Consider the following 24,976-nt stretch of genomic DNA (forward strand, 5'->3'; position numbering starts at 1 on the left):
AAGGATCGTCAATGTTCAAAGTGCTTCGCGACTGGATAGAGCGCTACTTCTCCGATGAGGAGGCTGTGGTGCTGGCGGTCCTGCTGTTTCTGGCCTTTACCGCGGTCCTGACCCTGGGCGGCATGCTTGCGCCGGTGCTGGCGGGCATGGTGCTGGCTTTTCTGATGCAGGGGCTGGTCAATGCCCTGGAGCGCCTTCGGGTGCCGACGCGGCTGGCGGTGATGGTGGTGTTCGCTCTGTTCATGAGCGCGCTGGCGGTGTTCCTGCTGGTGCTGGTGCCGTTGCTGTGGCATCAGTTGATCACGTTGTTCAACGAGTTACCGGGCATGCTCGGCAAGTGGCAGTCGCTGCTTCTGCTCCTGCCTGAGCGCTACCCGCACCTGGTGTCTGACGAGCAGGTGCTGCATGCCATCGAATCGGTGCGTGGCGAGATCGGCAAGTTCGGCCAATGGGCGCTGTCTTTTTCGCTGTCGAGCCTGCCGCTGCTGGTCAGTGCCATGATCTATCTGGTGCTGGTGCCGATTCTGGTGTTCTTCTTTCTCAAGGACCGGGAGCAGATCGGCCGTTGGGTCAGTGGCTACCTGCCGCGCCAGCGGACCTTGCTGAACCGGGTTGGCAATGAGATGAACCGGCAGATCGCCAACTACATCCGCGGTAAGGGCATCGAGATTCTGATCTGCGGTATTGCCACCTACATCGCGTTCATCAGCCTGGGCCTCAATTACGCCGCGTTGCTGGCGCTGCTGGTAGGGCTATCGGTGGTGGTGCCTTATGTAGGGGCGGTGGTGGTGACCGTGCCGGTGACGCTGATCGCGTTGTTCCAGTGGGGTTGGGGGGATCAGTTCATCTATCTGATGACGGTGTACGCCATCATCCAGGCGCTCGATGGCAACGTGCTGGTACCGCTGTTGTTCTCAGAGGCAGTGAGCCTGCACCCGGTGGCGATCATCTGCGCGGTATTGCTGTTTGGCGGGCTATGGGGCTTCTGGGGGATCTTCTTCGCCATCCCGCTGGCTACGCTGATCAAGGCCGTGCTCGATGCCTGGCCGCGGCACGAACCTGCCGTGGCGCCCATGCTTTGAGGTTAAGCGGCAAGCTTCGAGCTGCAAGCTGCAAGTAAAAGCAGATAGCGGTGTCCATGCGATCCGCTTTTGCTTGAAGCTTGCAGCTTGCAGCTTGAAGCTCAGCGCTGGTTCAGCGCTTGGGCCGCTGCCAGGACGGCATCCACATGGCCTGGTACCTTCACGCCACGCCACTCCTGGCGCAGTACGCCATCCTTGTCGATCAGGAAGGTGCTGCGGTCCACGCCCATGTATTCCTTGCCATACAGCTTCTTCAGCTTGATCACGTCGAACAGCTGGCACAGGGCCTCGTCCTTGTCACTGATCAGCTCGAACGGGAAGCCCTGCTTGGCCTTGAAGTTCTCATGCGACTTGATGCCGTCGCGCGAGACACCGAACACCACGGTGTTGGCCGCCTCGAACGCTGCGTGCTGGTCGCGGAAGCCCTGGCCTTCGGTGGTGCAGCCTGGGGTGCTGTCCTTTGGATAGAAATACACGACTACCTGACGGCCCTTGAGCTCGGCCAGGCTGACGGACTGGCCACCGGTGGCCAGGGCCTGGAAGTCGGCGACGGGTTGGTCGAGTGCTACTGCCATGGATGCATTCCTTAAACGGGGTTCTGTGGGCGCCAAGGCTCGATCAGCGCGTCCAGGTTGAGGGCGTCGGCAAAGTCGAGGAACTGGTCGCGCAGCCAGCTGATCTGGGTGCCGGCCGGCAGGATCACGGTGAACTGAGCGTTGAGCATGCTGCTGCCGGTCTGCGGTGCCAGGTAGGTGTCGCAGGTCATGGCTTCGAGCTCGACACGGTGGTCGAGGAAGAACTGGCACAGCTCGTTGATGATGTCCGGGCGGTAGGCCGCACTGACATAGGCCACATACGGCAGCGCCTGCGGGCGCACTTCCTGGTCGGCGCTGCGCACCACGTCGAGGGTCAGGCCGTGCTTCTTGCCCAGGCCGGGGAGGGTGGACTCAAGGCGTGCCAGGGCATCCCAGCTGCCACCGACCTGCAATACCAGGGCGCTGGTCTCGCCATGGCGGCTCAGGCGCGAGGTGACGACCGCGCAGCGGTTCTCGAAGGCAGCGCGGCTGAGGACGTTGGCCAGCTCCATGGGGTTGGGGCCCAGGGCACTGATGACAAGGAATTGTTCGCGGACGGTGGGGGTGGACATGCAGCATTCCTAAAGCGATGAGCGGTCGGCACAGGACGGGCGAAAGCCTCCTGTCGGCAGGGCCCGGGGCTCGCATGCGAGGACGTGGACGCTGGCCGGGGAGCAAGGTCGACGGCCCGGCGGGCCGCGCTGCACCGATCAAAGGGTCAAGGGTAGCGAAATAAGGCGCCGAGGGGAATGCTCCACCCGCCTGCTTCGCTTGTGCAAGGCCGATGCCCCCAGTACCATTACCGCTCTCTTTTTCCGGCAGGAGCGTTTACATGATTGCGGGCAGTATGGTGGCATTGGTCACACCCATGGATGCACAAGGGCGTCTTGATTGGGGCAGCCTCGGCAAACTTGTAGACTTCCACCTGGAAAACGGCACTCACGCGATCGTCGCCGTCGGCACCACCGGCGAGTCGGCCACCCTGAGCGTCGAAGAACACATCGAGGTCATCGAATTCGTGGTCAAGCGGGTCGCTGGCCGCATTCCGGTCATCGCCGGCACCGGTGCCAACTCCACGTCCGAAGCCGTGCACCTGACCCAGAACGCCAAGGATGCCGGCGCCGACGCCTGCCTGCTGGTGGTGCCGTACTACAACAAGCCGACCCAGGAAGGCCTGTACCTGCACTTCAAGCACATCGCCGAAGCCGTCGACATTCCGCAGATCCTCTACAACGTACCCGGCCGCACCTCCTGCGACATGCAGGCCGAGACCGTGATCCGTCTGTCGACCGTGCCCAACATCATCGGCATCAAGGAAGCCACGGGCGACCTGGCCCGTGCCAAGGCCATCCTCGATGGCGTCAGCGAGGACTTCATCGTCATGTCCGGCGACGACCCGACTGCCGTCGAGCTGATCCTGCTGGGTGGCAAAGGCAACATTTCGGTCACTGCCAACGTCGCCCCGCGCGAGATGGCCGACCTGTGCGAGGCCGCCCTTGCGGGCGATGCCGAGAAGGCCCGCGCGATCAACGAAAAACTCATGCCGCTGCACAAAGACCTGTTCTGCGAAGCCAACCCGATTCCGGTGAAATACGCGCTCGTCGAAATGGGCCTGATGCAAAAAGGCATTCGCCTGCCACTGACCTGGCTGAGCGAAGGTTGTCACGAAAAAGTCCGTACTGCCTTGCGCCAGTCCGGCGTACTGGTTTAATCGAGGAAGTACACCGCATGAAGCGACTGGCTGGTCTTTCCGCGCTCGCCCTGATCATTTCCAGCACCAGTGGGTGTGGCTGGCTGTGGGGCGAGGATGGCTATTTCCGCGACCGCGGCAGCGATTACCTGCAGGCGCACCCGACTGCACCGATGCAGCTCCCCCAGGACGTCAGCAACGTCAAGCGCCTTGACCCGCTGCTGCCGATCCCGCGCAACGTCGCCGACGACACCGCCAAGGGCGAGTTCGAAGTGCCGCGTCCGCAACCGCTGTCGGCTGGCGCCGATGTCAGCGATTTCAGCCTGCAGCGCAGCGGCAGCAGCCGTTGGGTGCTGGCCCAGCGTTCGCCGGCCGAAGTCTGGCCTGTAACGCATCAGTTCTTCGAAGACAATGGCTTCCGCATTGCCGAAGAGCGCCCGCAGACCGGCGAATTCACGACCACCTGGCAGCGTTTCGACGAACTGTCGGCATCGCTCGGCCAGCGTCTGGCGAGCACCACCAGCAGTGGTGACAGCGAAGTGCGCGTGCGTGTGCGCATGGAGCCTGGCGTACAACGCAACACCTCCGAGGTGTATGTCGTCAGTATCGAGCGCCCGGCGGGCAGCACTGCCGAGCCTGAGTTCCCGTCCACGTCCAGCAACACGGCCGCCGATGCGCTGCTGGTCGACGAAATGCTCGCCAGCATGAACCGCAGCGCCGAGAAGGGCGGTTCGGTGTCCTTGCTGGCTGCGCGCGACTTCGATGCGCCGAGCCGCGTCAGCCTGAGTGAAGACGGTAGCGGCAACCCGGTGCTGTTCCTCGGCGCCGACCTGGACCGCGCCTGGTCCGGTGTGGGGCGTGCCCTGGAGCAGGGCGGTCAATGGCGTGTGGAAGACATCAACCGCAGCCTGGGCCTGTACTACATCAACCTGTCCGAGAAGCCCGACGACAAGCAGAACCAGCCGGGCTTCTTCAGCCGGATGTTTGGCAGCGAGCCAACCAAGGAAGAGCTTGAAGCCCGCGCCGAGCGTTACCAGGTGCGCCTGAGCAAGGTTGGCGAAAGCGTGCAGGTTACCGTCGAGAAGAACATCAACACCGTGGCCCCGCCCGATGTCGCTCGCCGCGTGCTGAGCGCCATTCAGGACCACCTGGGTTAAGTGCGCTTCGCGGTACTGGGAAGCGGCAGCCAGGGAAATGGCACGCTGATCGCCAGTGGTGACACGTTCATCCTGGTCGATTGCGGGTTTTCACTGCGTGAAACCGAGCGGCGCCTGGCGCTGCTCGGGGTGCAGGCGTCTCAACTGAGCGCCGTGCTGGTCACCCACGAACATGCCGACCATGTGCATGGGGTGGGGTTGCTGTCACGGCGCTACAATGTACCGGTCTACCTCAGCCAGGGCACATTGCGCGGCATGCGCAAGCCGGTGGAGGCGGCCGGTTTTCTTGCTTGTGGCGACAGCCTGCATATCGGCAGCCTGCAGGTGAGTGCGGCGCGGGTCGAGCATGATGCCTATGAGCCGCTGCAGTACGTCATCAGTGACGGTCGCCGTCGCTTTGGCATGCTGACCGACCTGGGGTCGTACGACGCGCTGTTGCTTGAGCGCTATCAGGGCCTGGATGCACTGCTGATCGAGGCCAATCATTGCCGCGACATGCTGGCGCGCGGGCACTACCCGTACTTCCTCAAGCAGCGGGTCGGCGGCATGCAAGGACATTTGAACAACCACCAGGCCGCGCGCCTGGTGGACGAGTTGGGGTGGAGCAACCTGCAGCACCTGGTGCTGGCCCACCTCAGCAGCAAGAACAACCTGCCACATCTGGCCCGCCAGTGCTTCGTCGACACCCTTGGGTGCGACCCGGACTGGCTCCAGGTGGCGAATCAGGAACACGGGCTCGACTGGCGCGAAATCGCCTAGCCCACCCACTCAAGCAAGCGGAGCCCAATCATGGAAAAACGCGAAGAACTCTACCGCGGCAAGGCCAAATCGGTTTACAAGACCGACGACGCCGACCGCTTGATCCTGCTGTTCCGTAACGACACCTCGGCGTTCGACGGCAAGCGCATCGAACAACTGGACCGTAAAGGCATGGTGAACAACAAGTTCAATGCCTTCATCATGCAGAAGCTCGAAGAAGCCGGCGTGCCGACCCAGTTCGACAAGCTGCTGGGCGACAACGAGTGCCTGGTCAAGAAGCTGGACATGATCCCGGTCGAGTGCGTGGTGCGTAACTATGCCGCCGGCAGCCTGGTCAAGCGCCTGGGCGTGGAGGAGGGCATCAAGCTCGAGCCGTCCACCTTCGAACTGTTCCTGAAGAACGACGAGAAGGGCGACCCGTTCATCAACGAATCCCACGTTGTGGCGTTCGGCTGGGGCACTGCCGAGCAGTTGGCAGAGATGAAGAAGCTTTCGCTGAAGGTCAACGAGGTACTGAACAAACTGTTCGATGACGCCGGCCTGCTGCTGGTCGACTTCAAGCTGGAGTTCGGTGTATTCCACGGCCAGATCGTCCTGGGTGACGAGTTCAGCCCGGACGGCTGCCGCCTGTGGGACAAAGAAACCCGCAAGAAGATGGACAAGGACCGCTTCCGCCAGGGCCTGGGCGATGTGATCGAAGCCTACGAAGAAGTTGCCAAGCGCCTGGGCGTGCCGCTGTAAGCGGCGCATTCACGCAAGCGCCTGATACCACGCGATTTTTTTGAAAATAAAGGTTTGCGTTTTCAGAATTCGCTGGTATGATGCGCGGCATTGGAGAGATGCCGGAGTGGTCGAACGGGACGGATTCGAAATCCGTTGTACTGGCAACAGTACCTAGGGTTCAAATCCCTATCTCTCCGCCATATTAAAGGCCCCGAGCGCTGTATAGCCCTCGGGGCCTTTTTCATTTGGGGGAATTTTGGGGGAATGGGGGAGCGTGTATTTCCCCCAAGCGTTCGCTATCATTCCGCCATGGCCTACTACGAAAAGCGCGGGGACGCCTGGCGCGCCCAGATCCGCCGCAAAGGATATCCAACCCTTTCCGCCACCTTTGATACCAAGGCAGAAGCCCAGCGATGGGCAGCCGAGATCGAGGGTGACATGTCGCGCGCCCGCTTCGTGGATATGCGAGAGGCCGAGAGCACCACGCTAGCCGAGGCCTTGGACCGATACTTGTCAGAGGTCACTTCCACCAAGAAGGGTGCTAAGCAGGAGCAGGTCCGCATCAAGAAGTGGAAGGAGCACAAGCTGGCCAGCAAAGGCCTGGCTGCCATCCGCTCGAGCGACATGGCCGCGTATCGCGATGCTGAACTGAAGGAAGGGAAGTCGACGGCGACAGTGCGCCTCAACCTGGCGGTGATCAGCCATCTCTACACGGTGGCCACCAAGGAATGGGGAATCGAAGGACTGACCAACCCGTGCCGAGCTATCCGGATGCCCAAGGGCAGCAAGGAAAGGGATCGGCGCCCGACGCCAGCGGAGCTCACAGCGCTGTATAAGGCAGCCGGCCAGATGAATGCCCAGCTCCCGGTGTTTATCGAGCTGGCGGTGGAAACGGCGATGCGCCGGTCTGAGCTGCTGATGCTGCGCCGCGACCAGGTGCGCGGCAAAGTGGCGTACCTGGAAGACACCAAGAATGGCGAGCGGCGCGCTGTGCCGCTGTCCTCCCGGGCGATCGCCCTGCTGGAAGGGCTGCCCACGCCGATCGGTGGCGGCCGGTACTTCAACCTTGCGCTCAACACGATCAGCAACTACTTCCCCAGGGCCTGCGTGTCCGCTGGGATTGAAGGCCTACGCCTTCACGACTTGCGCCATGAGGCGACCAGTCGTTTCTTCGAGCGCGGCTTCACTATGATGGAAGTCGCGAGTATCACGGGCCACAAAACCCTTGCGATGCTCAAGCGATACACGCACCTCAGTCCCCATGACTTGGCTGAAAAATTGGGTTAAAGTCCGTTCCCATAAGGAACATAGAATATTTTTAAAGCATGGAGGAGCGCATAATTGTTCAGTGAGAAAAAGGCGCATTGGCTTATTTATACAGCCATATTCGGTATGGTGCCTATTTTTATGAGGCTATTCGCCTCGGCGTTGGTGAATGGTGGAAAAATACCAATGTTAAGTTCTTCTGACTTTATATCGCTAGGTATAGTTTTGCATATATCGCTTCTTGCGGAAATTCGATATAACGATGATCAGGAAGCTGTGTGGAAGAAATCTATTGCCGGAATTTCAGTTTTGGCGGTTGTTTTCTACGCTGTTTTATATGTCTTCTCAATGCTCGCTGATGTTTTTTCTGACATAAATTCGCGCTTTATTTTGGTGGCGTCAATAGTAATGGCTTTCGGCTCATTCATCATGTGCTGGGCAGTTTATGATCGTTTGACCTACACTCCCGGTGACGGGAAAGAGGTGGCGGCATGATCAATTTTTTGGTAATTGCTATCGGTATTGTATTTGCTCTAATATCTGGCGGCTTTGCTTTGTGGTCAGCTAAAAATACGCGCAAGATAAATACTCGCCAGAAGTATTATGATGAATTCATGGAAAGGAAGTCTAAGCGTGAAAAGCTTCATATACCTAGATGAACACAAAATGTACTCACTTTCTTCTCAATTGATGAAGGGAGTAACGGATTACATTGTGCAGCAGTCTCAGCGAGCAGAATCTGATGTCACCGAACAAAAGGGGCCTGAAGATAGTGGTCGGGAGCTGGCTGAAATAATTGAGACTGTTTCCTCGGATGTAGAAAAGCGTTTTTTACACGATTATGCTTATGCGTTGTTCGAGGATAAGCTTAAAGAAAGCGGAAAGATTATTAGCGTGACTGCAGCTGATGATTTTTCTACGGTCGCTAATGATCCTGAGGGTCGTAAATTTATTAGACTGAAGGCCAAGGCAAGCTTTTTAGATGCCCTAGAGATCATGCATAATATGGAGGTGTTGGTTGATATTCAAGAATCGATATCAATAGTTTCAAATAATGAAGTGCGCGAGCTTTTGCTTAGCGAAATCGATGGATTGGCTGATAACTCAAGTAAAAAGGCCAAGCTGGGGCAGTTAAAGTCCGAGCTAGAAAAGCTGTCTAAGTCGCAAATCCCTAAAGATAAGGCCGCTAACGATCGTCTGCAATACAAAAGCACTGCGGTAGTGCTTAATCATGGATATAGAGGTCGCTTGGATCTTTCCATGGATATGAATGATTGTAGAGTGAATGCGGATCTCAAAAGAGAGTGTTTGAAGGACTCTGAGGATTTTGTCTTTAAAACCTATTCCCGAATGGCAGAAGTAGAGTTGGTCCTTGTCGGCATGGTTACGCAATGTCGGGAGTATGACGAAATGGCCGAGTCGGAAGATGGATCCGCAGAATTTCACGACACGGCAATGAGCGAAATTATCCGTAACACCACTAGGGCGCTTCAAGAGCTCGAGTCGCATTTTCATCGGCCGCCTGTGAACCAGATAATTGTCCATCCGATAGCACTCTATTTAGAATTGTGATTTTTCAGAGCTAGGCGACTTTGAGTGATGGCGGTTCTTTCCGCTTCCGCCCTGGCTTCACCTTCTGGTGCTCCCCGTCCCTGAACTCGCGCAGGAACTTGCGAACATCCTCCTTCAGCCAGCAGTGCCGGTTGCCCATCTTGAAGCTCTTGGGCAGCCACGGCACGCCGCGGCGAATCCCTTCCCTAATCGACGCCTCGGTGCGGCCCAGCAGCTTGGCCAAGCCCTCAACCGTCAGCACCTCGTTTTCTTCGCTCATTCCTTCCTCCCAACCTGACGCGTCAGGTTCTCTTCTTCAGCCTGACCTGTCGCGTCAGCGCTTTTCAATTCATCCACCACAGACTCGATGCCGGCCGCGTAGCTACCTGGTCGGCCCGTTGCGGCACCGGTCAAGCGCTCGACTACTAGGTCGACAGGTGCAGCCCGGAGAGAGGCGACCATGTCGATCGCCCACTCACGCCCCTGAAGGAACATATACCGGTTGATTGGTCCGGTGATGGTCACATCTTCGGGCGCTGGCGCCTTAGGAGCTCCCAGGGCGGACGTGCACGGGCTTGCAGTAGATCGGGATTGAACCGAGTTCAGTTGCCCGCGTGCTCGCCGGAGCGCCATGGATGCGAGGATGTTCATGGGCACCCCCGAAAGTGTTCGGCCAGCACCCGGCGACCGTCCAGGCCGCAAGCGGCAGACAAGTCGAACACCTGCCCGAAGGTGGTGTCGCGCTGCTGCAGGGCATCCCACAGCAGCAGGAGAAGGCCGGCCTGGGTCATAGCGGCTTCACCTGCACCCCCTGCACCTCTGTGAGGTGACGAATAGCCGCATCGACTCGCTCGTCGAGATCATCGCAGCCTCGCAAAGTCGTGATGCCTCCGGCTTTATCGAACACCGCAGGGGTGAAGCCGGAGGGCGACGATGAGGCGTAGTCGCGCAGCCACCGATATCTGCGACCGTCCGCAGCCATGCGAACGTGCTCGTCGATATCGAAGCCCTTGCAGAAAGCTGGCTCGCCCTTTTCGGCCATGTAGCGCAGCGCTTCGTTGATGTCGCTGTGCTGCAGATTTCCCTCAACGACTACATGGCGCAGCGCGACCGATAGAAAGTCCAGTACCTGCTTGTCATTCCAGGGCGTGTGAACGGCTACCAGTTGCGGCGCTCCGCCCGCTTTATGCAGCGCGCGCTCAAGCTCCCATTGCAGGTCGCCTTCGCTGGCGCCGGCGATTACTGCCAGTCCCGGCCCGACCGAGACCAGCTCGCCCAGCTTCACAAGGGGCAGGATTCTCGACAGTGGCATCGCCTCGCAGGCGCGGAGCACCAAGGTGATACGATCAGGCTGCGTCATGGCTCACCCCCTTTGCTTCGGCGGCTAGCGCCAGTGCTGCCAACAGCGCGTTTGCCCGGGAGCGTCCCTCCAGCTCGTTGCGGATCGCGGTAACGATCAGCGAGTTCATCGAGCGATCATCTGCGTCGGCTGCCGCTGCCACCTGGTCGCGCATCCCGTCCGGCAGGCGAACAACGAATTTGTCGAGGCTGTGGCTATCAAAGGCCATGGTTCACCTCCTGCGCCTGATCGGCCTGAATGCGTTCGTAGATCTCCTGGCGGTGAACGGCTACCTCCTCGGGCGCTTCGACGCCGAGTCGCACCTGCATGCCGTTAACACCGAGGACGGTAACGGTGATGTCGTCGTTGATGCGGATGGATTCGCCCACCCGCCGAGTCAAAATCAACATGATCGATCTCCTTGTAGGGGCGACCACCGCCGCCCCAGGTCTGGTTACTTAATGCCGATGAAGGGGAGCGGAGCCTGGCCGCCGGTGTAGGTGGGGAGCTTGCCGTCCCACTTCTCAACCGCGTTCAGGGTCACTACGTCAGGGTTTGCGCGCAGGGCCTGGGCGCGCACCTCGATCGCCTGGGCGTCGGCCTTCGCAATGAGCAGCTTGGCGTCGGCCTCTCCCTGGGCGCGTGCCCGTTCCTTGTCGGCCTCGGCCTTGGCCTGTGCTACTTCGTTGCGGCGCTGTTCAGCCATCTGGGTCGCTTGGATCTTGGCGTTCAGGCTGGCGGTCACCTGCGGCGGCAGAGCCAAGTCGGAGGCGTAATAGATCCGCTCGAGGTTGATGCCGATCGGCTCGACCTGAGCGCGGACACGCTTCTCTACTGCTATCAGGAGATCGGCCTTGCCTGCGCCGTAGACGCTCTCGACAGGGAGGGTGGATGCCACGTCGTTGAACGCGTCGCGGACCATGTTCCGCAGGAACTTGTTGGTGATCTCGTCAATGCCGGCGCGGTACTTCTGGAACAGGGTGGTGACCTTGTCTGGAGCAACGGCGTAGGTAATGCCAACGTCACCACCGACCTTCATACCTTCCACGGTCTGGAAGGTGATCGTCTCGTCGCCTGTCCAGGTCTCGGTCTGGGTGAAAGTCGGGAACAGATAAAGCTCCTCGTTGATGCCAACCCAGTATTTGCCGGTACCGACTTCCTTGAGCTCGACGCCCTTTTCCGATCCGTACAGGTTGACGATCACCCCGACGTTGCCGGCAGGGACTTTCGAGCAGCCGCCGAGGGCGGCAAGCAGGCACAGAGATGCAGCAGCGAGTAAACGCTTCATTGGTCTTCCTCTTGGGTGTTTGCCGCGGACGCGCGGCGTTTGGTGAGCAGGTAATAGGCGAGGGTGATCGACCCGATCAGCCAGATGGCGATCAGTGCCAGGCCGATGATCACCAGAGCGTCGGAATCGCTGCTGATCAGGGCGGGCGCGACGAAGCGCAGCACCACCAGCGACATGGCCACGTACAGCGATACGCAAGTCAGGTTGATCAGTAGGTCGAGCGTCTTGATGGGTGGGCTTTTCATCACTTTCTCCAGGGCGAGCAAAGGCCCGCCGCGTTTGTTGGCTTTCGCAAAATCTGTGGTTGATCAGGTCAGACGGGGAGCGTTACGCCACCGCCAGGGCGCACTCGGCGCGTCGGGTAGCAACACGGGTTTCGATCTTCCGCTCGCCGCCGTTGCCGCCGCGGCGAATGCGCATCGCTTGGTCGTCGCCGAGCATTCCGTGGATGGCCATCAGCAGGGCCAAGGCTGTGGCGGCAGGGCTGATCACGCCACGGCGGAAGGCTTCGGCCACCAGCGCAGCGCGACGAGTCACGCCCCATTTGGTGCCGAGGGCCATCAGACGCTTCTTGACGCCGTCCTCGCTGATACCAAGCGTGCGTGCCACCTCCTTTCCAGAGGCGCCCCCGGCTATGGCAAGCAAACATTCCAGCTCACGTGGTGCGGCGCCGCGACCTAGGAAACCGGTAAAGCCCGCAAGGGTGATGGTGTTCGTGGTCATGTCGGCTGCTCCATGCGTGTGTGGGGATGGCCTGATAATACTGGCGGTTATATTTTGCAGTCAATACCATCAGTTATTATTTTTCTTTGCCCCAACAAAAAGGCCCGCATCTGCGGGCCTTTTGCTTGGCTATGTGGTTGGCTCAGAGCTTCATCATGGCTCGCACCACAACGCCAATGATTTTGCAGTTCCCGTTCACTTGGAGCATGGGGTAAGCGGGATTGAGTGGCTTTAAAAACCTACGACCTGCGTCTTCGATCAGTTTTTTGAAGGTGGCTTCGTTGCTGTCAGTGAGCTTTGCTACCACGAGCTTCCCGGAGTGAGCGTCGGCTTCGGTATCCACCAGGATCATCATTCCCTCGGTGATACTTGTCCCGCTCGGCGCGGTCATTGAATCGCCTTTCACCTCAAGCCAGAAAGCGACGCCTTTCGCTTCATAGTCTGAAACCTCGTACCTATCCGAGAATCCGGGCGGGAAGGGCTCGACAGCTTCGGCCCAGTCACCTGCCGCAACCCAGCTGATGACTGGATACCGGTACGACATGGACGGTTGCGCCGTTAGCTTGACGTTAGTTTCTTCAGCGGACGCGGCCTCCCCTATCCGCGCAGCCTCAGTCGTGTAAGCGATTTCTTTTGCGAGGCGGGGGCTGAACTGCGACACCGGAACCTCAAGCATCTTGGCGAAGACTGCTGCAGCCCGGGAGTTCAAAGGGTTGTATCCGTTCAGGTAGTGACTGACCCCCGCTTGGCTGATTTCCAGCTCGGCAGCAATCGCAGCCTGGGTGACCCCTCGGTTTTTCCGACCTAGGAATGTCTCCTTGAGTTTCGCGCATTCATCAGCTTGTTCGGGGGTAAGGGCTCGTTTTTTCATGTGTCCATCCTAGAACTGATGGTATTGCCCGTCAAAAACCGCAAGTGTGGACATTTCTACTACCGGCGGTTATCTTTCGTGCCATAAGCCGTTTTCAGGTGAGCCTATGACACCAGTTCAATTGGCGGATTTTGTTGGTCAACACGGCCAGGAACAAGCCGCAAAGAAGCTTGGCACTAGCCAGGCTGCTATCAGCAAAGCCATTCGTAGTGGCCGGCAAATCGTTGTTCGTGCTCGTTTTGGTGGAACGCTTGAGGCATTCGAACTCAAGGCATTCCCAAGCAATGGGTGCTTAGGCAGATCTCGTGCCGACCTTGAATTGATTATGTCGGTTATTGCCGTTCTTGCAGAGCCAACTGAAGTGTCTGTTCATCCATCCAGTGCCGCGGAGGCTCGTCGATGAGGGGCTGCCCGGATCTCTTTTTGTTGTCTGGCTGAGTTTTCTGCAGGCAACAAAAAACCCGCCGTAGGAAGCGGGTTTCTCACGCCACTCTGTAGGAGGAGTGGTTACTTCGTAACGTCTTTGAATAGGAGACGGCGCTATGGCGCACCCGAAAAATACCACCGCGCCCAGTCGAGCGCAACATCCGCCGCGCTCGAAAAAGCTTGGCGTGCTCACGGGTTTCACTTACTACGAAATACAGATCCTGCTTCGGGAGGAGCAGATGAGGCTTAGGTTGCCAGGCTTACAAAGCGAAGGCCTGGCATTAGAGCTCAAATCGATATTGGGGCCTGTGTTTCCATCGGAGGAGATCCGGATCGCATGGGTCGCGGGAGTTGAAGAGGAGCGTGAAGAGTTCCTCATTGCCGACTCCCGCTTTGCAGACATGATCATCTCGGTCCGCAGCGCTGAGCGCCCAGGTCATGAGCTTCTGGCAAGGCTGGGTTTATGGGGCGCCTATCAGAATCTCGCGCCACAAAAACCTGGCTCGATGGAACGTGGCGCGGGAGGCTCGGTATGACGACGCAGCTCATCAGTTCCGCGCCTGCGCTCGAAGGTCAGTTGCTCGAGGTGGCCACGCTTGATGCTCAGGCGATGGCTTACATGAACTTCGCTCGCCTCGAGCATCGGAACCTGGAGGAGTTAATCCGTGACCGAATTATCCCCTTGCTCGGTGGATACCAAAGCGAGCTTGCCAAGGATCTTGAGCGGCATCTCATGCAATGCCGTCAATTCAGCCTCAATTTTTGCTGGCAGTATCGGCACCTCGGCGCCTCCCACGGCGTGGTAGGTGAAGGGGAGGATGTATGAACCTGATCACTCAAGGTGGCCAAGCAGTCACCATGACTAGCCTCGACCTAGTGGACTTCATCAACGCCAAAAGGAAAGAGGCCGGTACTGGCGCGGTTCTTCGCCACGACCACTTCATGACCAAGGTGCCCAAAGTCCTGAAAGTAGATGCCCCAAAGTTTCGGGATATCTACCGGGACGCACAAAACCGGAATCAGGACTGCTACCGCTTCCCTAAGCGCGAAGCATGCCTGATGGCGATGTCCTACAGCTATGAACTGCAGGCCGCGGTTTTCGACTACATGACCGAGCTTGAGCAGCGGCTGGTAAAGCCTCAGGCCGACGTATTGGCAGCGCTCTCTGACCCTGCTGTGCTCAAAGGACTGCTACTGGAGAACGTTGAGAAGCGCCTGGCGCTGGAGGGCGATAACCGCGAGTTGGCAACCGAAAACTTGCTGCTGGAGCAGAAGGTGGTAGCGGATGCTCCGAAGGTCGAGTTCCATGATCAGGTTGTGGTCTCTCGCAATGTCATGTACGTGCGCGAGGTGGCCCAGGCGATCGGCACTGGGCAGAACCGGCTATTCGACTTCCTCAAGCAAAAGCGATGGGTCGACCGCTACAACCAGCCGTATCAAGACAAGATCGAGGCCGGTTATCTGGTCGCCTCCGCTAGTTCCTACAAAGACCCCGATACGGGCGAGCGCCGCACGAAGTTCACGTGCCGGGTGACAGGCAAAGGATTCACCAAGATCCAAGCGCTGTGGGCGCGCCGCGACGCGGACCTCCTGGGGGTGCGCAATGACTGACAACGTCATCCCTCTTTTCGGTCGCCGGCCTACTGATCCGGTCGTGATCAATGAGACGTACTTCGAGCCATTGACCAACGACCAGCTCGCTTACCGGGCCTGGAACCACTGCGACCTGGCTGAAGAAATTTTCTTCTCGGATGAGGCGGAGGAGGACTCCCTACGTGAAGCCAAGTTTGAAGTGCTCATGGCTCAGTGGGCTCTGCGAGTGCTGGTTCGACGCCTTACTGGCCACCCGGCCCTTGAGCTCAGGGAGCAGGTGAATCAGGCGTTCCTTGAGCGAATTGCTATCGATCCGGACGGGCTGGATGCAGCCCCCGTTCCAGGCAGTGGCGAATGTCTGGTGATGGGCCCATGGCCCTGTTATGTCGGGGCTCGACATCTGCCTGAGCGTGAGCGGTGGGTGGTTTACAGCACGGCCAAAGCATATCGGGCCGCATTGGAAGAGCAGGGTATCGCCATGGCTGAACCCTATGACCAGTTTGTCCAGCGGATCACCGCTGAGTTGGAGATCTGAATCCATGAGCATGGAATTGATGGTCAAGGCCATGAAGACCAAGGTCGGCAACCCGCTGCGCAAGCTGGTGCTGATCAAGCTGGCGGACAACGCCAGCGACCAAGGCGAGTGCTGGCCGTCGTATCAGCATGTCGCCGATCAATGCGAGATCGACCGCAGCACGGTGCGCAAGCACATCAAGCAGCTTGCGGCTCAGGGCCTGCTGCGTATCGAGAACAGAGAGGGGCCGAAAGGGAACTCCACCAACCTGTATTACCTGACCCTGTCCGGTGTAGGCCGAAACAGCACCCCTGTAGGCCCAGAAAGCATAGGTGTAGGCCCACAGCCTACAGGGGGTGTAGGCCCAGAAAGCACCAGAACCAGTCACCTTTCTGAACCAGTCAAGGAACCAAAACCTGTGTGCACTTCGCTGGCAGATGGGTTCGAGCAGTTCTGGAAACTGTACCCGAAGAAGAAGAGCCGCAAAGACGCCCTGAAGGCCTGGAACAAGCTCAACCCTGACGCCGGTCTCCAGGCTGTGATGATCAACTCGCTTGGCCGCCACTGCGTGTCCCGCGACTGGACCAAGGAGGCCGGACAGTACATCCCAATGGCCTCCACCTGGATCAACGGCGAGCGCTGGCACGACGTCCTGCAGCCCGCAGTTGCCGCATCCCAGGGCAGCGCGTTCAACAACCTTCCGCAACACACCGATGACATGTACCAGGAGAGCCGCGATGGCCGTGCAAATTTCTGATCTTTTCCACCGCACCCCGGCCAAGCGCATCTTCGCGGGTGTATGCCCAGTCCACGGCGATGTCGACATGAGCGAGGTCGAGCAGCTCGACGGCTCGATGCTGCCCCGGGGCTGCAAGCGCTGCGCCTGGGAGGCCCTGCACATGACCTCGCGCGACTCCGAGGCCTATACCCTTGCGAACTCCCAGCGCAAAGCCGAAAACGCCATGGCCGCGATGATCGCTGCCGGTATCACCCCGCGCTTCGCTGAGGCCACCTTCGACAGCTATGTCGCTGAGGGCGAGCAGCAGCGCAAGGCCCTGGCCAAGTGCCGTCAATATGCCGAGCAGTTCCCGAGCCACTTCCGCGCCGGCCGCTCTCTGATCCTGACCGGCAATGTCGGCTGCGGCAAGACGCACCTGGCCAGTGCAATCGTGCGCACCGTGGTGGCCGACCGCTGCCAAACACTGATCATTCCAGCCAGCGACATCATCAGCATTGCTCGCGCCTCGATGGTGCCCGGATCGGGCTACACCGACCGCGATGTCGTGCTGCACCTGGGCGGGCTTGACCTGCTGGCGATCGACGAGGTGGGCTGCCAGAAGGGCAGCGACTACGAGCTGGGGCTTCTGCACGCCATCATTGATCGCCGGTACCAGGCCGTGCTGCCCACGGTACTGATTAGCAACCTGAGCGTCGACGGCTTGAAGGGTTACATCGGTGAGCGCGCGCTGGATCGCCTCCGGCAGAACGGCGGTATGGCCGTTGGTTTCACCTGGTCCTCGATGAGGGCCGTGGCATGAGGGAGCTATTCAGCATCGAGGCGGAGCACGCGCTGCTGGGCGCGCTGCTGCTCGACGCCAACCTCTTCGACGATATCACCAGCAAGTTGGCCACCGAGGACTTCAGCGATCTGGAAAACGCCGCCCTGTACCAGGCGATCCGCAACACCCATGACGCCGGTCATGCTGTCGACGCCGTTACCGTGGGCACGCGCTATCCAGCGCTGCCGAGCGGTGAGAGCACGATCTTCTACGCCGGCACTATCGCGAAGAACACGCCCAGCACAGCGAACTGGAAGTCATACCTCAATACAGTGCTCGAGCGCTCGACGCTGCGGCGGGTGGTGGAGGTGGCCGAGGTCATCCGTGACAGCGCCCATGATGACAAGCCTGTCGAGGAGATCATCGCGCTGGCTCAGCAGGCCACCGCTGACCTCCGGAACCTCGATAGCGGTGAGCCCGAGTACTACCGCATCAGCGAGGTGCTGCCCGCGGTGATCGACGGGATCGATGCGCGTTTCAACGGCGCAGTTTCCCGCGGGCTGACCACTGGCCTGGACGATCTGGATGCCATCCTGTGCGGCCTGAGGCCGGGGCACATGATCGTGGTCGCCGGCCTGCCTGGGTCGGGGAAAACCATTCTCGGCCTGCAGATCGCCCAGCACGTCACTACTCGCCATGGCCATTCGGGGCTGGTGTTTTCGATGGAGATGACCAAGGAGGAGCTGACCGCCCGCGGCATTGCCTCCTTGGGCAGTGTCAGCCTGTCGAGGCTGGATGTAGGCACGACCCTCCAAGATGACGATTGGCCGAGGATCACCAGTGCGGTAGGGCTGCTGAACAAGGCCAGGCTGTTCGCCAATGACCAGGCCGGAATGACCATGGCTCGCATCCGGTCGATTGCCAGGCAGTGCCAGAAGCGCGAAGGGTTGGATGTGCTGGTGGTGGACTACCTGACCTTGATCGCTTCCGAGGGCGGCCAGAACCGCGCACTGGAAGTCGGCAGGATCAGCACGGCACTGAAGAACTTGGCCAAGGAGCTCGGCGTGCCGGTGATCGTGCTGGCGCAACTGAACCGCGGCCCGGCCAATCGACCTGACAAGCGCCCCCGCCCGAGCGACCTGCGTGACTCGGGGCAGATCGAACAGGATGCCGACGCCGTAATCCTGGTGCACCGTGACCCCGACAGCGAAGAGGGCCAGAACGGCGTCACCGAGCTGATCGTAGGCAAATGTCGCCACGGTAAGCCAGGCACTTGCCTGGTGCAGGCCATGGGGCAATACGTGCGGTTCATCCCCTTCGAGGGGCGACAGCCGAGCGACGAGGAGGTTGAGATGGGGCGCGGAAGCTACGCCCAGCGCTACAAGGGGGCTGGCCTGTGATCGAGCCAATGAAGATGGCGCCCTGTCCGTTTTGCGAAGGGCCACCCTGCGTCACCGTCAGAGATGAGGCCGGGACCGAGATTGCAGAGGATCACCGTTTCGACCCGTCCGACGAGTTCCCGGTCATCTCGGCGCACGTCTGGTGCCACGACTGCGGGGCCCAAGGGCCGAACATCGACACTCTGTCCCTTAGCACGTTCGAGCACCTGTATGACCTGCAGGTGATGGACGTGATGCGCATCGCCGTGGAGAGCTGGAACAACCGACACGCGAAGGCCCGCGCCTGCTACGACGCTGGCGACCAGAAAGGCCTGAACCTGTGGCCGAGGAGGGATACATGAGCGCTGCCAAGACTCTCACCGTGACCCTCAGTGATGCGGAGATCCGCCGGCACGCCACCGGCGAGGTCTTCCAGCTGCGCGATACCCGCCACAGGGAGCTGCGCTTTCGGTTCTCGACTGTTGATCGCTCCCGCGGCGCATGGCACGTCGTGGTGCGCGGTCGCTGGGGCAAGGCCGGCGATTACCCGGGGATCAACACCAAGACCATGCTGGCCACGCTGCCGGCCATCCTAGCGCGCCGGGCTGCCGATGCCGACGCTAAGTCGACGACCACCAACTGGGCCACAGTGGGCGACGTGCTGGTGTGGTACCGCGACCGGATGAACCGTGACCGTGGGCTGTCGGCCAAGCGCAAGGCCAGCGCCAAGTCAGCCCTAGATCGCCATCTGGTGCCTCGCCTGGGTGACCTGCCGCTGGCCGAGACCAACAAGCAGGCGATCGACCAGCGCCTGATGTGGCCGATGCAGGAGCGCTATGCGTTGTCCTTCGTGCGCTCGGTGTATGGCGTGCTCTCGGTCGCGTTCCGCCAGGCCCTGCGCCTGGACATGCTGCCGGCAAACCCCATGGCTTCGCTGAAGTTCACCGACTTCGTGCGGACCCGTATCAGGCCCCGGCCGGCGCGCTTGCGCGGCGATGATGTGCCGGGCCTGTTAGTGGTGGTGGCCGAGCGCTTCGAGGTGGAGCCAGCGGGCTGCATGCTGGCCCTGATGATGCTGTGCCACGGCTCCCGGCTGGGGGAGACCCGGCTGGCGCGTTGGCGCAACGTCAACCTCGACGCGGGCCGCTGGTTCATCCCCGCGGGCGACACCAAGACCAAGGCCGAGCACACGCTGCCGCTGACGGTCCAGGCCTGCGCGTTGCTGCGTCGCTACCACGGCCTGCAGATCGCCCAGGGCTACACCGGGCCGCTGCTGTTCCCGGGCAGCCACGGCGCACCGCTGAGCCCGAGCAAGGCCAACACGTTGTTCACCGATCTGGCCAAAGGCGAATGGTCGAGCCATGACTTGCGCAAGGTGGCTCGAACGGCATGGACCGACCTTGGGGTGGACTACATGGTGGGCGAGCTGCTGCTGAACCACGCCATGAAAGACCTCGACGCCACCTACATCCACACCACGGCCGAGGGCCTGAAGCGTCAGGCGCTGGAGGCCTGGCATCAACACCTCGACGGGCAGGGATTCGCCGCCATCCACACCGAGACATTGCCGGGACACAAAACCGAGCCTGCAACTGCTGACGCCACTAACGGCGCGGGTTGCAGCACCTCACAGCATCCATCCCAAGGGAGGATGCACGATCAAGAATTCAAGCCAGGAGATGGCCATGAGTAACGTCGCAGCGGCCGTGCCGCGCAAAAGCCTGACCCCCGTCGAGCGGCAGTTCCTGAAACAGGGCAACCGCCTGCTGCTTGATCAAACCAACGGCCGGATCGCCTCGGCAGCCTTGATGGACATCGTGGCCGACTGGCACGGCTCCCGGGCTGCTCAGGGCTTCGAGCAATTTGCCAAGGCCTGGATCATCCAGGGCGGCGCCAAGAACAAACACGCCTACAAGCTGCTGTGCGAGCTGTTCGGCCTGGACAACGACCCAACGCCCCGGAGGGCTGCATGAAGAAAAGGACCTACACAGACAAGGCACTGGGCGATACCGAATACCTGCTGGAGCAGTGGGGGTGGTGGCGTATGTGCGAGATGGGGGTGCCACGCTACGTGTCGCCGCTGTACGCGCTCATGCGCGACAACGTGCCCAGCGAGGGAGGTGCTCGGCAGCATGTGATCACCGACGACCTGGCACTGATCATCGACGGCGCAGTGGCCAGGCTGACGAAGCGCAACCAGCAGATGGGTGACTTCGTGTGGGCCTACTACGGCTCCAAGCATCCTGCTATGCGAGTCGGGAGGGAGGCGGGGATGTCCGAGCGCAAGGCCCGAGAGATCATCAAAGCTGGCGTCGCATGGATCGACTGTGCACTCGAGGAAATTCGAGAGGCTGCGTAAAAACCTCTATGCGGGCGGATAAACACCTGTTTTCATAGCAGCGTGTCCAGCTTGCAAACAACGCGACACAAAAAAAACCCCGGCCATTGTGTCGGGGTTTTCCGTTCCAAGAGCCTACTGTAACCTCGGGGTGGCCACTTGACACTACTATCAGAGGGACAACAATGCATCGGGACAAGGGAATCGCGTTACGGCTGATCGACATTCTGGTTGAAGAGCCCACCGGGGCCGGCATGCATCGCGCCGAGTTGCGGCAGGAGTTTAGTGAGACCGATTTGGGCGCTGGGCTGAACACAGAGGATCTGTGGAACTTGGTCGACTACCATCTGCGCCTTCTCGAGACTGCTGGTTTCGTCAAGATGACCAAAGATGAAGACGCCGCTATCAATACCGAGTTTGATTACTTCGAGATGACTTGGGCGGGCCACAACTACCAAGAACAGAACGCTACTGCGTTCATCCCTGAAGAAATTCTCGTCGGCTGAGCGCTGCCAAAGTTAAGCCCCGTCAAGTGCGGGGCTTCTTGCTTTAGCGGCCCAGCTTTTCCATGGCAGCATCAGCCAGGAAGGATGACCGGCTCTTGACGTTGTGCTCTCGAACGTACCGGTCAATCTGCTGGATCACAAAGCCTGGCAGGGTAACGTTGACCTTCTCGGTCTTCCCCAGGTACGGGGTGATGTCGATTTCCAGCATGCCCCACCCCATAGCAGCGAAGTCAGGATTACCCCGGTGCGCTGCTGCGCTGGTTGGCATTGGGATGGTCTGGCCGTTGCTTGCGATCTCTTCCAGCATGATGTGAGCGACCTCGACGGCAGAGGAATAGGCCTCCTCGAAGGTGTCGCCCGCTGTTACAGCGCCTGGAATGTCAGGGATCTGGATACCGGTGGCGGTATTCTCGTCGCCCCATTCGATGCAGATTGGGTATTGCATGTTCATCTCCTACAGAGGTGCAAAGGGTGAAGCCGGGTTATTTCAACCCGGCTCGTTCCTTGATGCTCTTTACCGTGCCGATCGGTAGATCCTTCTTGGGGTGTGGCACTGGTATCGAGTTTGGGTTGTTGGGGTGTTTGAAGATGTGGTGGCTTCCGGTGACACGTTTTAGAACCCATCCAGCTGCTTCAAGCTCCTTGATCAACTGCCTGCTTTGCACCTCCGTCTCCTTGTGTGGTTGATGTAGAAACTATACCTCTAGGCGTATAATTAGTAAAGATAAAAGATGCGCCTAGGGTTATATTTTTAGGTGCTGGGTCCACCCTGAATTTCCAAGGCTCGCCATATCGGCGGGCCTTTTTCTTTTCTGGAGTACGGAGATGCAAAGCGCCGATTACGTGCCGGGTGTGGCTGGCTGGAAGGCTCACAACGATGGCCGACTGGAGTTGAATGACAGAAACCGCCGTGTCCATGCAGAGGTGAAGATGATCACCACCGCGGGCCCTGACCAGAGCAATGACGAGGCCGCCCAGTCGATTCGCGAATGCAAGGCCGAAGCCCGTGCTACCACAAGCCTGACGGCCCGCGTGACCAGCGGTGAGTCCGCAGACCTTCTCATCGATGCCGGCCAGGCAGTCCAGCCACTGCGCTTGGGCAAGGTGGTCTTCCACGGCGAGACTGCCCGGCAGATCCGGGCCGCTCAGGCCGTTCTGCGTGAGGCTGGTTCCGGCCAGTTGGAAGTGGTGAAGCGCGCCAACGAACCAGGCGAACCATTCGTTGTGATCGACGGGCAAGTCTTCATCGCCAAGTCGACGGTCGAAAGCTCCGCCGTCGATCCGGCCAAGTACCAGATCAAGTTGGCCTTGACGGAGCAAGGCCGAAAATACGCCTCCGGGTTCAAATTGAACGCCGATCCACAGTTGCACCTCGGCTCTCACCTAGTTGACGCAGTTCGCAATCTGCTACGCGACGAGCTCCGGCCTGGCGGGATGCTGCATCGCAGCTGAATCTTCACTCTAGATGTTGAACACGGACGTCAGAAATACCCAGGTCGCCGACAGCAGCTTTAAGTCCTTCGTGCGAACTGGGTGGCTCGTGCCGAAGTGCCGCTAAGGGGTCAGGCTGATGGTGCAGCTGTATCAACGCTACATATGCCTCAGTGTGCCCGAACGATTCGCCGGCTTCGCAGATCCAGAAGCGCGGGTGGCCCTTTAGGTTGTAGTCAATACGATGTTTCATGCGACACCCGACTTGCTCCACTGCACGTTGGTGATGCCGTATCGTTCCGCGAGTGGCCTGGACACCTTCTTGATGTTTTTCGAACCAAACCGGGGGATAACTCCCACGCCCGCATCGCAGGCCGCCCAGTGCCAAGCATTTGCATCGTCCATGTTTTCGGCCCTGATGATGAAGCGTCTCTCCTCGCCGCGTAATCGGTACGCGACGGCATAAAGTGATTCGTTCGGCATTTCCATTTCCGTAAAAGCGTTAGGCCATCAGCCTTTCTACCGCTTAAGCATAGGTCCGGCAATGATGCTGTCGAGCCATCACAGCCACAAACACTATGGAGTAAGTATGGACCCGACCGACCTCGGCCCAGGCACAGCCACCTGGCTGGGCGGCACGGGCACTGTATTGCTTGGCGGCTTCCTGTGGCTGAGGAAGTTCCTCTCGAAAGATGCCGCAGACCGCGCAATGGATAACGCCGATATCGGCACCGTCCGCCGCTTGAATGAATTGCTCGACTCCGAGCGCGAAGCCCGCAAGCTGGCAGAAGCCCGCGCTGATCAGTTCGCCAAAGAGCGCAATGATCTGGCGATATCGGTCGGCCGCCTTGAGGGCAACATCCTCGCCTTGACCAGGCAGGTTGAGCAGCTGACCGACAAGGTCACCACCCAAAGCGAGGAGATCTCGCGGCTTCGCGCTCAGCTTGGAGGTGCCAAGTGATGGACAAATGCGCATTGGAATTCATAGCCCGACGCTGGTGGCGACGGGCTGAGGTATGGATCATCGCCATACTGCTTATCGCGGGTGGCGCGGTACTGGGTTGGCAGTCGGCTTTTTGGGCCATGGCGAGCACCCAGGCACGCCAGGTCGACGAGATTCGCCAAGCCTACGACGCCGCCATGACTGAGCGTGATAAGCGCCTGGATGAGCTGACCAGCAAGGCCGAGAGTGCCGCGACTAAGGCATCGAAGGCAGCAACCACCGCGACCCAAGCCGCCGACAAGGCAGACGAGGCGCTGAACCGAGTGACGCAGTGATGGCCAGGCTCAAGACTCTCGGCTCCCGCATAAAGGAGAGCGCAGGCTCAAGGGTCAAGGTGGTGACGGCTGGTAGCTGGCGAAGCGGCATGACCAGCTCCCAGCGTGGCTACGACTATCGCTGGCAGAAGGCGCGTGAGCAGTATCTTCGGGACAACCCGCTTTGCGTGTACTGCGCTCGGCAAGGTCGAACCACTGCCGCCACCATCGTCGACCACATCGTCGCTCACCGAGGCGACAAGGATCTCTTCTGGGATCAGGGTAACTGGCAGCCCCTCTGCAAGCCCTGCCACGACTCGGTCAAGCAGGCCGAGGAAGCTGCTGGCCTGGCTGGCTGACGACGCGATCGGCGCCAGAAGGGTTCGCGGCACGCCAGTGACGTGCCGCTAGGTGGGGGGAGGGTAAAATATAGCGATTCTCACGTAGCTAGACCGCCTCCGATCCCACGTACAGATTTTTTTCCCCCACTGGATTTTTGTTAAATGGCTTTAACATCCCGCAAGCGCGCATTCATCGCAGCGCTGAGGGAAGGTGCGTCCAATCGGGACGCGGCTGTGGCAGCTGGGTATTCGGAGAAGACAGCGTCTGCGGCGGGGTCTCGGCTGGTGAAGGACAAGGATGTGGCGGCCGAGTTGACCAAGCTCCGCGCCCTGGGCTTGATGCCGCCAGATGTTAAAGCCGATGTTAAAGCGCATGTTAAAGCCAAGCATGCGCCCGAGCCGTCCGCCAAGAGTGAGGCAGCGCCAGAACCGGACGCCGCGAAGGACGAGCGGACCGACACCGAGCCTGCCGGGTTCGACCTCATGCAGGCGCTCCTGCACCGCGACCCGAAGGACTTCCTGCTGTCGGTGATGAACGACCTGGAGTCTGAGCCAAAGCTACGTGTTGATGCGGCCAAGGCCCTGATGCCCTTCGTGCATCCGCGCAAGGGGGAGAGCGGTAAGAAGGACCAGGCTCAAGCCAAGGCTGAGCAGGCATCCACCGGCAA

General features: G+C 59.9%; 42 protein-coding genes and 1 tRNA gene. 28 read left to right on the plus strand and 15 right to left on the minus strand.

What is annotated here, in order from left to right; translation table 11 throughout:
- Positions 1–11: 11 nt before the first annotated feature.
- Positions 12–1,082: an AI-2E family transporter gene (locus ACIPZC_RS24170; protein ID WP_241805988.1), complete on the plus strand. Its 1,071-nt coding sequence runs from the start codon at positions 12–14 to the stop codon at positions 1,080–1,082.
- A 101-nt stretch (positions 1,083–1,183) separates the two neighbouring features.
- On the opposite strand, the gene ACIPZC_RS24175 is transcribed toward ACIPZC_RS24170, so the two are convergent.
- Both ACIPZC_RS24175 and ACIPZC_RS24180 read right to left on the minus strand, forming a co-directional pair.
- On the minus strand, positions 1,184–1,657 hold the full coding sequence (locus ACIPZC_RS24175) for a peroxiredoxin (RefSeq protein WP_400629977.1): 474 nt from the start codon (positions 1,655–1,657) through the stop codon (positions 1,184–1,186).
- A gap of 11 nt (positions 1,658–1,668) precedes the next feature.
- Positions 1,669–2,229 (minus strand): glycine cleavage system protein R, encoded by a 561-nt coding sequence (locus tag ACIPZC_RS24180; RefSeq protein ID WP_008097509.1) that lies wholly within the window; start codon positions 2,227–2,229, stop codon positions 1,669–1,671.
- Positions 2,230–2,489: 260 nt separating this feature from the next.
- On the opposite strand from ACIPZC_RS24180, the gene dapA reads away from it, so the two are divergent.
- The 9 genes from dapA to ACIPZC_RS24225 all read left to right on the plus strand — a co-directional run bounded on the left by dapA (position 2,490) and on the right by ACIPZC_RS24225 (position 8,824).
- On the plus strand, positions 2,490–3,368 hold the full coding sequence (dapA, locus tag ACIPZC_RS24185; RefSeq protein WP_400629979.1) for a 4-hydroxy-tetrahydrodipicolinate synthase: 879 nt from the start codon (positions 2,490–2,492) through the stop codon (positions 3,366–3,368).
- Between the two features lie 17 nt (positions 3,369–3,385).
- The gene (gene bamC, locus ACIPZC_RS24190; RefSeq protein WP_400629981.1) at positions 3,386–4,504 is read left to right on the plus strand and encodes an outer membrane protein assembly factor BamC; all 1,119 of its coding nucleotides are present in this window, start codon (positions 3,386–3,388) and stop codon (positions 4,502–4,504) included.
- On the plus strand, positions 4,505–5,263 hold the full coding sequence (locus ACIPZC_RS24195) for an MBL fold metallo-hydrolase (RefSeq protein ID WP_241805992.1): 759 nt from the start codon (positions 4,505–4,507) through the stop codon (positions 5,261–5,263).
- Positions 5,264–5,293: 30 nt separating this feature from the next.
- The gene (gene purC, locus ACIPZC_RS24200) at positions 5,294–6,004 is read left to right on the plus strand and encodes a phosphoribosylaminoimidazolesuccinocarboxamide synthase (protein WP_012315794.1); all 711 of its coding nucleotides are present in this window, start codon (positions 5,294–5,296) and stop codon (positions 6,002–6,004) included.
- A gap of 92 nt (positions 6,005–6,096) precedes the next feature.
- Positions 6,097–6,186, plus strand: a tRNA-Ser gene (locus ACIPZC_RS24205).
- 109 nt (positions 6,187–6,295) lie between these two features.
- The gene (locus tag ACIPZC_RS24210; RefSeq protein WP_400629983.1) at positions 6,296–7,273 is read left to right on the plus strand and encodes an integrase; all 978 of its coding nucleotides are present in this window, start codon (positions 6,296–6,298) and stop codon (positions 7,271–7,273) included.
- Between the two features lie 54 nt (positions 7,274–7,327).
- Complete coding sequence (locus tag ACIPZC_RS24215) at positions 7,328–7,747, plus strand: hypothetical protein (RefSeq protein WP_400629985.1); 420 nt, start codon at positions 7,328–7,330, stop codon at positions 7,745–7,747.
- Positions 7,744–7,911 carry a hypothetical protein gene (locus ACIPZC_RS24220; protein WP_400629987.1) on the plus strand — a complete coding sequence of 56 codons (168 nt, stop codon included), beginning with the start codon at positions 7,744–7,746 and terminating at the stop codon, positions 7,909–7,911. Before ACIPZC_RS24215 ends, ACIPZC_RS24220 begins: the two co-directional genes overlap by 4 nt.
- Positions 7,886–8,824, plus strand: a complete 939-nt coding sequence (locus ACIPZC_RS24225) for a hypothetical protein (RefSeq protein ID WP_400629989.1) — start codon at positions 7,886–7,888, stop codon at positions 8,822–8,824. The genes ACIPZC_RS24220 and ACIPZC_RS24225 overlap by 26 nt, the downstream gene beginning before the upstream one ends.
- A 10-nt stretch (positions 8,825–8,834) precedes the next feature.
- Here the strand turns inward: ACIPZC_RS24225 and ACIPZC_RS24230 are convergent, their stop codons facing one another.
- The 10 genes from ACIPZC_RS24230 to ACIPZC_RS24275 all read right to left on the minus strand — a co-directional run bounded on the left by ACIPZC_RS24230 (position 8,835) and on the right by ACIPZC_RS24275 (position 13,024).
- The gene (locus ACIPZC_RS24230) at positions 8,835–9,083 is read right to left on the minus strand and encodes a helix-turn-helix transcriptional regulator (protein WP_400629991.1); all 249 of its coding nucleotides are present in this window, start codon (positions 9,081–9,083) and stop codon (positions 8,835–8,837) included.
- Complete coding sequence (locus ACIPZC_RS24235) at positions 9,080–9,454, minus strand: hypothetical protein (RefSeq protein WP_400629993.1); 375 nt, start codon at positions 9,452–9,454, stop codon at positions 9,080–9,082. Before ACIPZC_RS24235 ends, ACIPZC_RS24230 begins: the two co-directional genes overlap by 4 nt.
- A complete protein-coding gene (locus ACIPZC_RS24240) occupies positions 9,451–9,594 on the minus strand; it encodes a hypothetical protein (protein WP_023381865.1) in 144 nt (47 codons plus the stop codon). Before ACIPZC_RS24240 ends, ACIPZC_RS24235 begins: the two co-directional genes overlap by 4 nt.
- Entirely contained in the window at positions 9,591–10,163 is a 573-nt protein-coding gene (locus tag ACIPZC_RS24245; protein WP_400629995.1) for a hypothetical protein, read from the minus strand. The genes ACIPZC_RS24240 and ACIPZC_RS24245 overlap by 4 nt, the downstream gene beginning before the upstream one ends.
- On the minus strand, positions 10,150–10,371 hold the full coding sequence (locus tag ACIPZC_RS24250; protein ID WP_400629997.1) for a YlcI/YnfO family protein: 222 nt from the start codon (positions 10,369–10,371) through the stop codon (positions 10,150–10,152). Before ACIPZC_RS24250 ends, ACIPZC_RS24245 begins: the two co-directional genes overlap by 14 nt.
- On the minus strand, positions 10,361–10,552 hold the full coding sequence (gene csrA, locus ACIPZC_RS24255; protein WP_400629999.1) for a carbon storage regulator CsrA: 192 nt from the start codon (positions 10,550–10,552) through the stop codon (positions 10,361–10,363). The genes ACIPZC_RS24250 and csrA overlap by 11 nt, the downstream gene beginning before the upstream one ends.
- Before the next feature lie 44 nt (positions 10,553–10,596).
- Entirely contained in the window at positions 10,597–11,430 is an 834-nt protein-coding gene (locus ACIPZC_RS24260; protein ID WP_400630001.1) for an SPFH domain-containing protein, read from the minus strand.
- Complete coding sequence (locus ACIPZC_RS24265) at positions 11,427–11,675, minus strand: hypothetical protein (protein ID WP_400630003.1); 249 nt, start codon at positions 11,673–11,675, stop codon at positions 11,427–11,429. The genes ACIPZC_RS24260 and ACIPZC_RS24265 overlap by 4 nt, the downstream gene beginning before the upstream one ends.
- A gap of 82 nt (positions 11,676–11,757) precedes the next feature.
- Positions 11,758–12,153 carry a LuxR C-terminal-related transcriptional regulator gene (locus ACIPZC_RS24270; RefSeq protein WP_400630005.1) on the minus strand — a complete coding sequence of 132 codons (396 nt, stop codon included), beginning with the start codon at positions 12,151–12,153 and terminating at the stop codon, positions 11,758–11,760.
- A gap of 142 nt (positions 12,154–12,295) precedes the next feature.
- Positions 12,296–13,024 carry a LexA family protein gene (locus ACIPZC_RS24275; protein ID WP_400630007.1) on the minus strand — a complete coding sequence of 243 codons (729 nt, stop codon included), beginning with the start codon at positions 13,022–13,024 and terminating at the stop codon, positions 12,296–12,298.
- A gap of 106 nt (positions 13,025–13,130) precedes the next feature.
- Here ACIPZC_RS24275 and ACIPZC_RS24280 point away from each other — a divergent pair, with 106 nt between their 5' ends.
- The 13 genes from ACIPZC_RS24280 to ACIPZC_RS24340 all read left to right on the plus strand — a co-directional run bounded on the left by ACIPZC_RS24280 (position 13,131) and on the right by ACIPZC_RS24340 (position 21,279).
- Positions 13,131–13,427: a Cro/CI family transcriptional regulator gene (locus ACIPZC_RS24280; protein ID WP_400630009.1), complete on the plus strand. Its 297-nt coding sequence runs from the start codon at positions 13,131–13,133 to the stop codon at positions 13,425–13,427.
- A gap of 139 nt (positions 13,428–13,566) precedes the next feature.
- Positions 13,567–13,986: a hypothetical protein gene (locus ACIPZC_RS24285; protein ID WP_400630011.1), complete on the plus strand. Its 420-nt coding sequence runs from the start codon at positions 13,567–13,569 to the stop codon at positions 13,984–13,986.
- A complete protein-coding gene (locus ACIPZC_RS24290) occupies positions 13,983–14,276 on the plus strand; it encodes a hypothetical protein (RefSeq protein ID WP_400630012.1) in 294 nt (97 codons plus the stop codon). The genes ACIPZC_RS24285 and ACIPZC_RS24290 overlap by 4 nt, the downstream gene beginning before the upstream one ends.
- Positions 14,273–15,061 carry a phage antirepressor KilAC domain-containing protein gene (locus ACIPZC_RS24295; protein WP_400630014.1) on the plus strand — a complete coding sequence of 263 codons (789 nt, stop codon included), beginning with the start codon at positions 14,273–14,275 and terminating at the stop codon, positions 15,059–15,061. The genes ACIPZC_RS24290 and ACIPZC_RS24295 overlap by 4 nt, the downstream gene beginning before the upstream one ends.
- Complete coding sequence (locus ACIPZC_RS24300) at positions 15,054–15,578, plus strand: hypothetical protein (RefSeq protein ID WP_400630016.1); 525 nt, start codon at positions 15,054–15,056, stop codon at positions 15,576–15,578. Before ACIPZC_RS24295 ends, ACIPZC_RS24300 begins: the two co-directional genes overlap by 8 nt.
- A 4-nt stretch (positions 15,579–15,582) precedes the next feature.
- Positions 15,583–16,314: a helix-turn-helix domain-containing protein gene (locus tag ACIPZC_RS24305; protein ID WP_400630018.1), complete on the plus strand. Its 732-nt coding sequence runs from the start codon at positions 15,583–15,585 to the stop codon at positions 16,312–16,314.
- Complete coding sequence (locus ACIPZC_RS24310) at positions 16,295–17,095, plus strand: ATP-binding protein (RefSeq protein ID WP_400630020.1); 801 nt, start codon at positions 16,295–16,297, stop codon at positions 17,093–17,095. Before ACIPZC_RS24305 ends, ACIPZC_RS24310 begins: the two co-directional genes overlap by 20 nt.
- A complete protein-coding gene (locus ACIPZC_RS24315) occupies positions 17,092–18,456 on the plus strand; it encodes a replicative DNA helicase (protein ID WP_400630022.1) in 1,365 nt (454 codons plus the stop codon). Before ACIPZC_RS24310 ends, ACIPZC_RS24315 begins: the two co-directional genes overlap by 4 nt.
- A 14-nt stretch (positions 18,457–18,470) precedes the next feature.
- A complete protein-coding gene (locus ACIPZC_RS24320; protein WP_400630024.1) occupies positions 18,471–18,797 on the plus strand; it encodes a Lar family restriction alleviation protein in 327 nt (108 codons plus the stop codon).
- Positions 18,794–20,128 carry a tyrosine-type recombinase/integrase gene (locus ACIPZC_RS24325; protein WP_400630026.1) on the plus strand — a complete coding sequence of 445 codons (1,335 nt, stop codon included), beginning with the start codon at positions 18,794–18,796 and terminating at the stop codon, positions 20,126–20,128. The genes ACIPZC_RS24320 and ACIPZC_RS24325 overlap by 4 nt, the downstream gene beginning before the upstream one ends.
- The gene (locus tag ACIPZC_RS24330) at positions 20,121–20,408 is read left to right on the plus strand and encodes a hypothetical protein (RefSeq protein WP_400630028.1); all 288 of its coding nucleotides are present in this window, start codon (positions 20,121–20,123) and stop codon (positions 20,406–20,408) included. The genes ACIPZC_RS24325 and ACIPZC_RS24330 overlap by 8 nt, the downstream gene beginning before the upstream one ends.
- Positions 20,405–20,794, plus strand: a complete 390-nt coding sequence (locus ACIPZC_RS24335) for an antiterminator Q family protein (protein WP_400630030.1) — start codon at positions 20,405–20,407, stop codon at positions 20,792–20,794. Before ACIPZC_RS24330 ends, ACIPZC_RS24335 begins: the two co-directional genes overlap by 4 nt.
- A gap of 164 nt (positions 20,795–20,958) precedes the next feature.
- Entirely contained in the window at positions 20,959–21,279 is a 321-nt protein-coding gene (locus ACIPZC_RS24340; RefSeq protein WP_400630032.1) for a hypothetical protein, read from the plus strand.
- Positions 21,280–21,322: 43 nt separating this feature from the next.
- Here ACIPZC_RS24340 and ACIPZC_RS24345 read toward each other — a convergent pair whose 3' ends face one another.
- Together ACIPZC_RS24345 and ACIPZC_RS24350 are read right to left on the minus strand one after the other, a co-directional pair.
- Entirely contained in the window at positions 21,323–21,724 is a 402-nt protein-coding gene (locus ACIPZC_RS24345; RefSeq protein WP_400630034.1) for a type II toxin-antitoxin system HicB family antitoxin, read from the minus strand.
- Between the two features lie 37 nt (positions 21,725–21,761).
- Entirely contained in the window at positions 21,762–21,944 is a 183-nt protein-coding gene (locus ACIPZC_RS24350) for a type II toxin-antitoxin system HicA family toxin (protein WP_016715573.1), read from the minus strand.
- Positions 21,945–22,104: 160 nt separating this feature from the next.
- Here ACIPZC_RS24350 and ACIPZC_RS24355 point away from each other — a divergent pair, with 160 nt between their 5' ends.
- Positions 22,105–22,731: a hypothetical protein gene (locus tag ACIPZC_RS24355; RefSeq protein WP_400630036.1), complete on the plus strand. Its 627-nt coding sequence runs from the start codon at positions 22,105–22,107 to the stop codon at positions 22,729–22,731.
- 228 nt (positions 22,732–22,959) lie between these two features.
- Here ACIPZC_RS24355 and ACIPZC_RS24360 read toward each other — a convergent pair whose 3' ends face one another.
- Complete coding sequence (locus ACIPZC_RS24360) at positions 22,960–23,193, minus strand: DUF6555 family protein (protein ID WP_400630038.1); 234 nt, start codon at positions 23,191–23,193, stop codon at positions 22,960–22,962.
- A gap of 106 nt (positions 23,194–23,299) precedes the next feature.
- On the opposite strand from ACIPZC_RS24360, the gene ACIPZC_RS24365 reads away from it, so the two are divergent.
- The 4 genes from ACIPZC_RS24365 to ACIPZC_RS24380 form a co-directional block, all read left to right on the plus strand.
- On the plus strand, positions 23,300–23,671 hold the full coding sequence (locus tag ACIPZC_RS24365) for a chemotaxis protein (RefSeq protein WP_186702648.1): 372 nt from the start codon (positions 23,300–23,302) through the stop codon (positions 23,669–23,671).
- Positions 23,671–23,988 carry a hypothetical protein gene (locus ACIPZC_RS24370; protein WP_400630040.1) on the plus strand — a complete coding sequence of 106 codons (318 nt, stop codon included), beginning with the start codon at positions 23,671–23,673 and terminating at the stop codon, positions 23,986–23,988. The genes ACIPZC_RS24365 and ACIPZC_RS24370 overlap by 1 nt, the downstream gene beginning before the upstream one ends.
- Entirely contained in the window at positions 23,988–24,326 is a 339-nt protein-coding gene (locus ACIPZC_RS24375; protein ID WP_400630042.1) for an HNH endonuclease, read from the plus strand. Before ACIPZC_RS24370 ends, ACIPZC_RS24375 begins: the two co-directional genes overlap by 1 nt.
- A 144-nt stretch (positions 24,327–24,470) precedes the next feature.
- On the plus strand, positions 24,471–24,976 hold a 506-nt coding region (locus tag ACIPZC_RS24380), incomplete at its 3' end, for a terminase small subunit (RefSeq protein ID WP_400630044.1).

Source organism: Pseudomonas sp. NPDC089743 (genome assembly GCF_044748785.1).
Classification (GTDB): domain Bacteria; phylum Pseudomonadota; class Gammaproteobacteria; order Pseudomonadales; family Pseudomonadaceae; genus Aquipseudomonas; species Aquipseudomonas putida_X.